The following is a 12,406-nucleotide window of genomic DNA, read 5'->3' on the forward strand; positions in this document are numbered from 1 at the left end:
GGGGAGCAGCTATGCTTGAGATTAACGTAAAAAAACAGGGTGGAGATTATTCCACGTTTACAGAGGCTATACAGGCAGCTATTTATGAGGAAAAGACTCTCATACATATTGGAGAGGGAGTTTTTCACGAAAAGATCTTTTGCGAAAAAGCAGACATAACGTTCATCGGAGAAGGCATTGATAAGACAATCATTGAGTTTGACGATGGTGCCTTTGAAGAGATGGAAGATGGCTCCAAACGTGGTACGTTTCGTACAGCAACAGCCTTTTTTGGAGGCAAAAGAGTTGTTGTAAAAAATATGACCATAAAGAACACGGTTGGAGATGGTTATACACATGGCCAGGCGCTTGCTGTTTATGCCGATGCAGATGAGTGTTATTTTGAAAATGTGAAGATGACTGGTTGCCAGGATACACTGTTCTGTGCGCCGCTTCCACTTACTGAGAGACAAAAAAATGGCTTTATGGGACCAAGAGTTTTAAATCCCAGAAAAAAGACAAAGCAGTATTACAAGAATTGCGAGATCTACGGTGACGTGGACTTTATCTTTGGTGGAGCGGATGCAGTATTTGATGACTGCTTCATTCAGTGCAATAACAGAAAGCTTCAGCCTCACGGCGAAGATAAGGGCGACAGATTCATTAATGGCTATGTTACAGCAGCATGTGGAAGTAAGGATGGTCTTGGATTTGTATTCAGGAACTGCACTGTAAAAGGCGAAGATGGCTGCGATGAAGCTTCGGTATTTCTTGGAAGACCCTGGAGAGATGAGGCGAAGACAGTATTTCTTGACTGCAGGATGGATAAGACAGTTGCTCCTGAGCGTTTCTCTGGTTGGGGCGGCATCACAAAAGATGAGCCTACAGTAGCTTACGGAGAGTATAATTCCAGAGAAATTGCTGATGACAGCGAGATCTCTTTATCCCAGAAAAATAGCTGGATGAAGGATATAGACAGTGAAAAATACAAAGACCTTATGAATAAGGCAGACCAGATTGTAAAACTGTTTAATTGATCTATAAGTAAAAATGAGCATACAGGATTAGCGTTTTGCTGATCTTGTATGCTTATTTTTATCTTTTCATCATATGAGAATAATACTTTCTTTTATAATTGTACATTTTCTTGTCGGCCAGCATGAATGCCGCATGGGCCTCATTTTCTGAAGTCTCTGAACGGAAGGCATAGCCATAGGAGACGCTGTGGTTGATCTCAGGATCGCTTTCATCGAGATCTAACAGTTTCTTATCAAGCTGCTGAAGAAGTGAATCTATGGTTGCCTTATCTGTAGTACTTGTAATAACAAGAAATTCATCGCCGCCAATTCTGTAGCAGGTTCCTATAGAATTAAATGTTGTATAAAGAGCATTGGCAAAAGACCTTAAGAGTCTGTCTCCTGTAGGGTGCCCGGCGTTATCATTTACCGCTTTAAGTCCATTTAGATCAAGACTAATCAAACAGAAATCATCACCAGTTTTGTCCAGTTCAGCCATTTTCTCATCACTTTTTACTCTGTTAAAGAGGCCTGTGAGGGTGTCTTCAAAAGCAATCTGAGAAAGAGAAGCATATTCTTTTCTCTGAGCAAAAGAATGAGTCATGAAAATAAAGTAGTTGAGGAGCTGAGTAATCACAAAAAATATGGCGCCTGTAGGGATAGATATAGTGGCTAAAAAGCTCTGTCTGTAATCAACAAGTTTCATGGAAAGGGCGATTCCAACATACAAAACAAGGCACATACTAAGGACGAATAAGCCCAGCATTATAATGTTTACAGAGGCATTTCTTTTGCGACTGCGGATGTCAGTCCAAACATAATAAAGAAATATCAGTATCCCGGCAAAGGACAGTACATAATATGGATAGATAAAGTGATTTATATGTACTAATCCCAGTATGTGCAGAATAATAAACAGCGCGGAAAAGCCAAGGGTTGAGAAGCCCATTATTCGAAGAAGGGTATTGTCCTGCCTTCTGTGCAGCTCATTAAGCAAAAGATAGATGCAAGGTATTATGAGATAGATGGAACCGTAGGAAATAAGCGTCGCTGCGGATTTTTTTATCATAAAATCGGACACATCAAAGGCTGTAACTATCCAAAATCCCAATAATACACTGATGATAGAGCTGATGATCTGTACTCTTACACCTGAAGTTCTAAGGTAAAATGTAAGAGAAATAACTAAGAACACCTGGCCAAAAAGAATCAGGAAAATTCCGGTGAAAAGAGGGAACAATGCACCATAGATTAGTCGTCTGGCCAGATCATCAAAGCTTCCTATAGTGGGACTTACCATATCTACTCGGGTGCTGTTTTCTGTAACGTAGAGTTTAATACTTAGTTTTTTTCCAACATAGTCTTCTCCGAGGGGGACCATATTGTAACCGGTGCCTACGAATCTATTTGAGTCCAGAGCATCAAGGTCTGAGGCTTCGATCAGCTGGTCGTTTAGAAATACTTCATAGGCGCAAAACTGCGTTTTGAAGAACAGATAAGGAAAATCGCATTCAAGATTCTGAAGAGGCCTGTTCATGTTAAGCGTTATTATGTCACCTCTTGAAAAAGTGTAGCCTACCTGTTCACTCAGCCGTTCAAGGTTAGTATTGATGTAGCGCTGACCTCGGTACATTACAACCCACCCGTTTTCAAGCGTTTCCATTTTGGATTGTGGAGTGATCTTGAAAAACTGGAGTGAGAAGACTGTGATTAGCACCAGTATTGCGATTGCAAGTCCCAAGAAGGATAGAAGTTTACGCATTTTCTACCTCCTTACTGTTGTCACTTCTATGTTCTTTTTTCATCTCATACATTCTGGAGTCAGCAAGCATGTATACTTCGCTGGCAAGTCCGTTTGGCACTTCGTAGCTGTAAGCATAGCCATAAGAAGTGCTGTATTGGAAGGACTGTTCCTTGCTGTTCCACTCTGAGATTATATTGTAAAGTTCATGTATTCTCTTTGTACAATTAAGTGCGTGTTCATCAGTCATTACAACTATGAACTCGTCACCGCCCATTCTACCTATAAGATTTGCATCCCAGAAACATTCGGAAAGAATAGTTGCAAAACCAACGATAAGGCGATCGCCTTCATGGTGGCCAAGAGTATCATTTACCTGCTTTAGCTTATTAAGGTCAAGGCTCACGATGGTATATGTGCCGCGGTCTTCTGAAAGAATAGCCATTACCTGTTCGCAGCGTGCTCTGTTGGCAAGTCCTGTCAGTGCATCGGTGTAAGCGAGATTGACAATATGACTCTGCATGGTTTCAAAGTTACTGCTGTAGATATTGTAGTAAAGGTAACTGATAAGCAGGCAGGACACAAAGATCAGTGCGCCTATTGTGGTTATGGTTATATCAGAATTAGCTTCACCTGCAGCAGAGAAGTACTTGTTATAGTTGTAGATCACAATGTCTATCAGGGATGCGATCATGAAGATCGAGAGCCCTAACAGGAATATAGAATCAGACAAAAGAAATTTTTTATCTGAAGATGTCTTTTTATTGATAAGATTCTTGGCTATGAGGTACATAGCAATAGAGCTTTCGACGGCTGCTAAAGTGTGCAGAGGCATGGTGAAGTCTGTAAAACGCACAGCCTGTGAGATGTGAAGAATAATTATTATAATGAATAAAGTCAGGTTCGTGATAAACATAAAACGGAAAAGCTGTTTCTTTTTACCGGAAAAGACCGACATCAAATAGCCCAATATGCAGGTCGGGATATTATAAAGTGATACATATTCGCATATAGTGTTGAGAGTTGGATTCCCAATAAGAAGGTCTATAAGGCCGTAATAGGACATTATATAAAATCCCAGAAATAGAGAAATAAAGCCGCTAAAGACAAGTCTGGTGTCGTTATTGTGATAAAACAAAAGATAAGGAGAAAGAATAATAAGCAAAAAGCCAAGAGATATCAGGAAAATTCCCGACAGGATGCTGAGCCTTCTCACAATGATACCACCGACAAAAGTGTCTTTTCTTTCACCTATAAAAATTGAAGATAATCCTGAAAATGCAGAAGCCTTCGCGCCTGTCAGGGATATTTTTAAGGTTTTACCGCCGTATTCTCTTTTTAATGGAATAGCAGTGTGGGTCTTAGGAACAGTTCTGCCTGCTTCATAGGCCTCATGCCCGAAGGAATAGATGACTTCATCATCTATACTGACCTCGATAAGCGAGTGAATTGCATAAAAAGAAAGACAAGGATCCGCGTAATCAGAAATAGAGGGTAAAGTAGTTGTCAGTTCAACAACATCACCCTCATCTATAACGCCGATATTTGTCTTGGATGGATTATGTGAATCTAAAACGTTGCCGTTTAAAGAAATCTGCCAGTTATCATTAAGGTCTATTATGGTGTTTAAAAATGGAGTCTCGATATTTGAAAAGGACCCCATGAGAATAAGCAAAGCAAATAGAAGGGCAAAAGCCGCGGCAACGAACAATTTACGATCATATTTGTACTTCATTTTGTGTCCTCATAGTTATAAGACAAGTATATAACCAACCGACTAAAAATCCCAGTGAATTCTTCACAATTTCAGTTTATTAAGCTATTATGAAGGTATGAAGATCAAATTACCGGATAATGTAAAAATGATATTGGACAGGCTTCATGAGGCAGGATTTGAGGCCTATGCAGTTGGCGGATGCGTAAGAGACAGCATATTGGGGAGGATTCCCGGTGACTGGGATATTACGACCAATGCGCTTCCCCAGGATACAAAAAAGCTATTTAAAAGAACTATAGACACAGGAATCGAGCACGGTACTGTCACTATCATGGTTGGAAAAGAAGGCTATGAGGTGACTACATACAGAATAGATGGGAAATATGAGGATTCCAGACATCCAAGTGAAGTGACTTTTACCAAAAACCTCACTGAGGATATGAAAAGAAGAGATTTCACGATAAATGCCATGGCCTATAATGATGAGGAAGGCATAATCGATCGCTTCGGAGGAATGGAGGATATAGAGAAAGGTCTTATCCGATGCGTTGGAAATCCCAAAGAGAGATTTTCTGAAGATGCTCTCAGGATCATGAGAGCTGTAAGATTTGCGGCTCAGCTGAACTATTCAATAGAGGATGAGACCCAAAATGCGATTTCCGAACTGGCTGATACGTTAAAAAACATTAGTGCAGAACGAATACAGACAGAGCTTGTGAAACTTCTTTTATCCGATCATCCTGAGAGGCTAATGACAGCCTATGAACTTGGCATCACGAAGGTGATACTTCCTGAGTTTGACAGGTGTATGGAAACACCCCAGAATAACCCGCATCACATGTATAATGTGGGAGAACACATCATGAAGTCAGTACAGAATGTGCGCTCTGACAGGATTCTGAGGCTCACAATGCTGATGCATGATATGGGAAAACCTGCTACAATGAGTATAGATAGTGACGGAATATCACATTTTAAGGGCCATGCCGAAGTCGGTGTATCCATGGCAAAAGAGATTTTTAAACGGCTAAAATTTGACAGGGATACAATGGACAGGACCTGTAATCTGATCAGATATCACGACGACAGATTTCCTGCTACGCCGCGAAATGTCAGAAGAGCTATGAATAGGATCGGAGATGATTTTCCGAGGTTCATAGAAGTCAGATATGCAGATACACTTGCACAGAGTGAGCTTTATAGAGAAGAGAAGCTTAAACTGATAGACGACACAAATAGCATCTATAAAGAGATACTGGCAAAAAAGGAACCAATATATATTAAGGATCTTGCTGTTAACGGAAAAGACCTTATGGGAGCAGGTGTTTCTCAGGGAAAGGCCATTGGAACTGTTCTCAAAGCAATGCTGGAGGACGTTCTCGATAATCCAGAACATAACAGCAAGGACTATTTGTTAGAGCCGGAGCGCCTAAAAAGTTTTCTTGAAGGATCAGAATAAATGAGGGGTAGATCATGAGAAGCTTTGGATGTGCAGTCAGGATAGGTACAGCTTTATGTATGGCAGTGGCAGTAATGCTGTCATCATCAACAAGCGTACTAGCTGTGACTACAAATAAAGTAACCATATCAATGGTTGGTAAATACGATTCTGCGGATACTGCGGCCATAAGGTCAATAGACACTGAAAAGAAGCAGATCCGTTTGAGAAATCATGCGACTGGAAAGACCTATACGCTTGATTATGACAACACCAGCATGATGTATGATGCCAGAGGAACAGTTCTTTCGGCGCAGATGCTGGAGGTCGGACAGATCGTTGATGTTACTTTTTTGAAGAGTACCAAGCACATCACAACGCTCAATGTGTCAAAAGATGCATGGGTAGTTGACAGCACCAAAGATCATGAGCTTGTCAGAAATGACGGAACAGCCCGTATCAAGGATGAGATCTACAGAATAGATAACAAAGCTCTTGTGTTGGCGGATGGAGAGCTTGCTATTGCAGAGAATATTCTTTCTACCGATAAGATAAAAGTATCTGGCATAGGCCGCGAAATATACAGCGTAGTAGTAACCGGAGGACATGGTTACGTGAGACTTTCCTCAGACGTAGTTGAAGAGCAGAGCCTTGTGGGTGCATGGATAGAGCTGGACAATGAGGTGATACACAAGATATCCCCCAACATGCTGCTAAGTGCACCTGAAGGGCAATATAATCTTCAGATACTTGGAAATGGAGCCAATTACCAGTCTGAAGTAAACATTACAAGAAATCAGGAAACCGTAGTTGATACCAGTGATATAACCATAAATAAGCCAAAAGAGGGCCTTGTAACCTTCGAAATAGTTCCGGAAACGGCTGAAGTTTTTGTAGATGGGCAGAAGGTCCTTACAGGTGTGCCACAGACTATTCAGTATGGTTACCACAATCTCAAGATCATGGCTGAGGGCTATATAACACAGAACAGATACCTTAAAGTTGGTACAGCCAAGTCTATCGTAAGCATAGAACTTGAAAAAGATTCAGATAGTGAGGAAGCTTCAACCAATTCTTTATCTATAAACAATGCTACTGTGAATAACAGCACAGCCAAATCAAGTCTGGCCGTAAAGAAGGCAAATGCCAATGAACTTATATCAAAGAAATCTGCTTCGGCATCCAAGGCTTCAACTGTCAGCAGTAACAGCTCAAGTGATTCTTCAAATAAGGTTATCAATGGATATTATATCTACTTTGATAAACCTGTTGATGCAGAGCTTTATTTTGATGGATATTATGTGGGCGTGATTCCTACAAGAGTTCAGAAAGTATCAGGCAATCATGAAGTTATACTAAAAAGAAACGGATATGAGACAATAAGCTACAGGATCAAGATTGATAAGAGCGAAGATAATGTATCCTATGGATTTGCTGATATGGTGAAAAAGAAGAGCGAAGACAGCAGCGCTTCAGCAACTTCTGCAAGCAGCTCATCAAGTAGTTCTTCATCGAGCAGCAGTTCATCTTCAAGCTCATCCTCAAGCAGTTCATCAAGTTCGGATGCAAGTTCTAGTAGCTCTTCAGGAAGTTCATCCGGTTCGAGCGGTTCTTCAGGAGCATCAAGTGCTTCTACAAGTTCTACTTCGGATAAGGGGTCAGAGAGTAAGAGCGCAGCGACAGAAGAAACCACAAAAGAAACTTCTACTGAAGGAACAACAAATACGACAGAAACCTCAAAAGAGGATATCGATAGTTCACAGACCGACTCTTCAAGTACAGGTAAGACAACAAATGATTCAGAAAAAGCCAGCGACGCAGCTAGTGAGGCATCAGGAGAAAATTAAATGAGACTAGATAAATATTTAAAAGTAACAAGATTAATAAAAAGACGCACCGTAGCAAATGAAGCCTGCGATGCGGGAAGAGTTCAGATAAACGGAAAGCCTGCCAAAGCATCAGTAGATGTAAAGGTCGGCGACAAGATAACCATCAACTTTGGAAACAAGGACGTCAGCGTAGAAGTGCTCGACGTCCAGGAAACAATCCACAAAGAGGATGTAACAAACCTGTATCGATATATTTGACAGTCGATTTAATAGTGTATTAGAATGTATTTAGAGAATTTATGTGATTCCGCATTATGTGGGGGTACGATATGGCAACCAGAGCACGCTATAAGAGGCGTCGTTCTCAGAACAGAGTTGGTATTCTCTGGGCTAGTTTTGTAGTCCTTATTCTTGTGACCGTAGTTTCTATCAAGAGTATTGGACTTATGCAGAAAGCTGGCGAGTATCAGGCGAGGGAGATGGAGCTCCAGGCGCAGATCGATGCAGAGTATACCAGAGCAGAAGAGATTCAGGAGTTCGAGAGATATACACAGACGCGTAAATATATAGAAGATACCGCTAAAGACAAGCTTGGACTTGTTTATCCAGGAGAAATAATCTTTAGAAATGAAGGCAAATAATTAATTATTGAAACCAGCGCAGACATCGTTACGTAGATTCGTAAGGGGTCTGCGTTTTAATTTGAGAAAAGAATGAATAATTTTGAGAACAAAGTACTAAACTTCATAAGGGACAATGAGATGGTAGAGGCCGGCGATAAGGTGATCGTTGGCTTTTCAGGAGGTGCGGATTCAACTGCTCTTATCACAGTTCTTTTTATATTAAAAGAGATACTGAAGATTGAGCTTATCGCGGCCCATGTAAATCACGGAATCAGAGAAGAAGCCGGAGAGGATGCGGACTTTACCCGAAGATTTTGCGAAGAGCGAGGAATCAGATATCACCTTTTGGAAGAAGATGTTCCGCAGATTGCAGAGGATAACAGGCTTTCCGAGGAGGAAGCCGGAAGAATAGTTCGTTATGACTTTTTTTCTCAATTAGTGAGACGTGAAGGCGCAGCCAAGATTGCTATTGCTCATCACCAAAACGATGTAGCTGAAACCTTTCTCCACAATATTTTCAGGGGGAGCGGACTTCGTGGCGGCGGTGGAATAAGGCCTGTCAGAGATAACATAATAAGGCCCCTGCTGTGTGTGACAAGAGATGAAATCGAGGATTACCTTAAGGAAAAAGAGATTTCTTTTTGCACAGATGCCACAAACCTTGAAAATATCCACACAAGAAACAAGCTTAGAAATAAGGTTATTCCATATGTGGAAAAAGAAATTAATAGCTCAGCTGTTGAGCATATTTACAGGGCGACAAAAGATTTTGCCATGGCTGAGGACTATATCAGAGACCAGGCAGTCAAAGTGTTTGAAGAAGTGTCAGAAAAAGACAATAATGGAATTAGGATTGATCTAAAAAAACTCGCTAATACGCCTGAAATTATAAAGAAGTACGTTGTTCTTAGATGCTTTGAGATACTTACGCCTAATAGGAAAGATATTACGGCAAGGCATGTTGATGCGGTAATGTCACTGATAAGCAGCAAAGAAGGGACTTCAAGGGTGGATTTGCCATATAATCTCACTGCTATTCGAAGTTATGAAATAATGTTTTTGGCGGAAAATAAAGATTGTAACGAGTCTGAAAAAGAGGATGATCAGCTTGTTATTAAGAAACTTGAAATTGGCGAAAGATACAAACTGAACATTCCCCGATTTGGTGTCGCAACAATTGACATAATGTCGTATAATGGAGAAACATCTATTCCGAGAGATACATATACTAAATGGTTTGATTGTGATAGAATACAAGAAGTTATTTTTAGGCACAGGAAGCCGGATGACTATATCTGTATAGAGCAAAACGGCGCTGTCAAAAAGAAGAAATTATCCAAATTTATGACAGATGAAAAAATACCTGTGAATATAAGAGATGACTTGTGGATTCTTGCAGATGGAAACCATTGTTTATGGGTTCCCGGATATAGAATCAGTTGTTCCTATAAAATTAGTGACAATACTAAAAAAATACTAGCTGTAGCTATAGATAATGGAGGTAATTAAAGTGGCTGAGTCAGTTCGTGTACTACTTACAGAAGAAGAGGTAGATAAGCGTATAAAGGAGCTTGGAGAGGCAATCAGCAGAGATTATCAGGGAGAGACAGTGCATCTTGTCTGTGTTTTAAAAGGTGGTGTATTCTTTATGTGTGAACTCGCAAAGAGAATTACAGTTCCTGTAACAATGGACTTTATGTCAGCTTCAAGTTATGGAAGTTCAACAAAATCAAGCGGTGTTGTTAAGATCGTTAAGGACCTTGATGAGCCACTTAAGGACAGACACGTTCTTATTGTTGAAGATATCGTTGATTCAGGAAGAACACTTTCTTACCTTATAAAGATGCTCGGAGACAGAGAGCCTGCAAGCATTAAGCTTTGCACACTTCTTGATAAGCCTGAGCGCAGAGTTACAGATGTTAAGGTTGATTACACAGGATTTGAGATTCCTGATGAGTTTGTAGTTGGTTACGGCCTTGACTATGATCAGAGATACAGAAACTTACCATATATCGGAGTGGTTGAGTTTAATTAACTTCTAAAAGGGGGAATTCAGAAGTTGAATCGTACAAAGGGTTATAATTCAATTTTTGCCATTGTGGTAGTTTTACTGATAATGGTAGTGTTTGTTGAGTATGCTAAGGGATTTATGACATCAGATACCGGGGCATATTCACGAACACAGTTAGAGGCAGATATACAGGAAGGTACAGTAAGAAGGGTAGTCATTATGCCTAACACAGAGACACCGACAGGTGCCGTCCGTGTTAGCTTTAATGGCGGACTTGATGATGTGACCTTTTATTCTACAGATGTGACAGCTATCGAAACGCTGGTTGCAGATAACGGCATAAACTATGAAGTCAAAGATGTGCCGTCTGAAAACGTCCTTATAACCGGTATAATCCCGGTTGTTGTAGGACTGATTCTTATGGTCTTTATTTTCTCAATGTTTACCAATATGCAGGCTTCCGGTTCAGGAAATAACAGAATGATGAATTTTGGAAAGAGCCGTGCTAAGCTCCAGAGCGCCGATGACAACAAGATAAAACTTGATGATGTTGCCGGCCTTAAAGAGGAAAAAGAACAGCTTACAGAGATCATTGAATTTTTAAAAGATCCTGGAAAATTCACGCAAGTAGGAGCAAGAATCCCCAAGGGTGTACTTCTTGAAGGTGCACCAGGTACAGGTAAGACTCTTCTTGCAAGAGCAGTAGCCGGTGAAGCCGGAGTTCCATTCTTTACAATTTCAGGTTCTGATTTCGTTGAGATGTTTGTAGGTGTTGGTGCTTCCAGAGTCAGAGATCTTTTTGCTGAAGCTAAAAAGAATGCTCCATGTATAATCTTTATCGATGAAATAGATGCTGTAGCCAGAAGACGAGGCACAGGTATGGGCGGCGGCCACGATGAAAGAGAGCAGACACTAAACCAGATGCTTGTTGAAATGGATGGTTTTGGGGTAAATGAAGGAATCATCGTTATGGCAGCAACTAACAGAGTAGATATTCTTGATCCGGCTATCATGAGACCAGGTCGTTTTGACAGAAAGATCACTGTTACAAGACCTGATATTGGTGAGAGAGAAGCTATTCTAAAGGTACATGCCAAGAACAAGCCTCTTTCAGATGATGTGAATCTTAAGCAGGTTGCCCAGACAACAGCTGGATTTACAGGAGCTGATCTTGAAAACCTCTTAAACGAGTCTGCAATTAAAGCGGCTACAGAGAACCGACAGTTCATCAATCAGGAAGATATCAATTCTTCATTCACTAAAGTAGGTATCGGAACAGAAAAGCGTAGCAAGATAATCTCAGAAAAAGAGAAAAAAATCACTGCTTACCACGAGACAGGACATGCGATTCTTTTCCATGTGCTTCCTGATGTGGGACCTGTTCATACAATTTCGATCATTCCTACAGGACTTGGGGCAGCAGGTTATACTATGCCACTTCCGGAAAATGATGATATGTTCCTTTCCAAAAAGAAAATGCTTCAGGATATTATGGTTTCTCTTGGTGGAAGAATTGCTGAGGAAATTATTTTTGGAGATATTACAACAGGTGCTTCAAGCGACATCAGAAAAGCAACACAGGAAGCAAGAAGCATGGTTACCAAGTATGGTATGTCAAGCAATATCGGCGTGATCAACTATGATGAGAATGAGGAAGACGTATTCATTGGGTATGATATTTCTCATAAGAAAAATCACAGTGAACTTATTGCCGGTGAAATTGATAAAGAAGTAAAGGCTATTATCGATAAGTGCTATGCAAAGGCTAAGGAAATAATTCTTCAGTATGAAGATGTATTGCACCAGAGCTCAGCGCTTCTTATCGAGAAGGAAAAGATCGGAAGGGAAGAGTTCGAGGCTTTATTTGAAGGCAAGAAACTCCCTGAAGCCATAGAGTTGGATATCTAATTGTACAAAATGCACAAAAACCAAGAGCTGTTTTTAGTATATTTGTGGAGTATTGGTCTTTACGCTAAGGGGTGTGGGTGTTAGTATAATATGCGTAACCCCCCAATACATTATATAGTTTTTTGCTATACCCCATAAGAAAGA

Annotated in this window: 10 protein-coding genes; 8 read left to right on the top strand and 2 right to left on the bottom strand. The window is 40.6% G+C overall.

The genetic code is table 11. The features are described from left to right. Window positions 1–11 precede the first annotated feature (11 nt). Entirely contained in the window at window positions 12–1,016 is a 1,005-nt protein-coding gene (locus tag G585_RS0100635; protein WP_022772251.1) for a pectinesterase family protein, read from the top strand. Between the two features lie 58 nt (window positions 1,017–1,074). On the opposite strand, the gene G585_RS0100640 is transcribed toward G585_RS0100635, so the two are convergent. Beyond that, window positions 1,075–2,757 (bottom strand): GGDEF domain-containing protein, encoded by a 1,683-nt coding sequence (locus tag G585_RS0100640; protein ID WP_022772252.1) that lies wholly within the window; start codon window positions 2,755–2,757, stop codon window positions 1,075–1,077. Then, a complete protein-coding gene (locus G585_RS0100645; RefSeq protein WP_022772253.1) occupies window positions 2,750–4,471 on the bottom strand; it encodes a GGDEF domain-containing protein in 1,722 nt (573 codons plus the stop codon). Before G585_RS0100645 ends, G585_RS0100640 begins: the two co-directional genes overlap by 8 nt. Window positions 4,472–4,568: 97 nt before the next feature. Here G585_RS0100645 and G585_RS16610 point away from each other — a divergent pair, with 97 nt between their 5' ends. The 7 genes from G585_RS16610 (at window position 4,569) to ftsH (ending at window position 12,262) form a co-directional block, all read left to right on the top strand. Beyond that, window positions 4,569–5,912, top strand: a complete 1,344-nt coding sequence (locus tag G585_RS16610) for a CCA tRNA nucleotidyltransferase (protein ID WP_022772255.1) — start codon at window positions 4,569–4,571, stop codon at window positions 5,910–5,912. A gap of 14 nt (window positions 5,913–5,926) precedes the next feature. Then, window positions 5,927–7,738 carry a PEGA domain-containing protein gene (locus G585_RS0100655; RefSeq protein WP_022772256.1) on the top strand — a complete coding sequence of 604 codons (1,812 nt, stop codon included), beginning with the start codon at window positions 5,927–5,929 and terminating at the stop codon, window positions 7,736–7,738. Beyond that, window positions 7,739–7,978 (top strand): RNA-binding S4 domain-containing protein, encoded by a 240-nt coding sequence (locus G585_RS0100660; protein ID WP_022772257.1) that lies wholly within the window; start codon window positions 7,739–7,741, stop codon window positions 7,976–7,978. A 71-nt stretch (window positions 7,979–8,049) separates the two neighbouring features. Next, window positions 8,050–8,361, top strand: a complete 312-nt coding sequence (locus G585_RS0100665; RefSeq protein ID WP_022772259.1) for an FtsB family cell division protein — start codon at window positions 8,050–8,052, stop codon at window positions 8,359–8,361. 72 nt (window positions 8,362–8,433) lie between these two features. Beyond that, entirely contained in the window at window positions 8,434–9,852 is a 1,419-nt protein-coding gene (gene tilS, locus G585_RS0100670) for a tRNA lysidine(34) synthetase TilS (protein WP_022772260.1), read from the top strand. Window position 9,853: 1 nt separating this feature from the next. Beyond that, entirely contained in the window at window positions 9,854–10,378 is a 525-nt protein-coding gene (gene hpt, locus G585_RS0100675) for a hypoxanthine phosphoribosyltransferase (RefSeq protein WP_022772261.1), read from the top strand. Window positions 10,379–10,402: 24 nt separating this feature from the next. Continuing rightward, window positions 10,403–12,262: an ATP-dependent zinc metalloprotease FtsH gene (ftsH, locus tag G585_RS0100680; RefSeq protein ID WP_022772263.1), complete on the top strand. Its 1,860-nt coding sequence runs from the start codon at window positions 10,403–10,405 to the stop codon at window positions 12,260–12,262. Window positions 12,263–12,406: the final 144 nt, after the last annotated feature.

Source organism: Butyrivibrio sp. AE2015 (genome assembly GCF_000420825.1).
GTDB lineage: Bacteria > Bacillota > Clostridia > Lachnospirales > Lachnospiraceae > Butyrivibrio.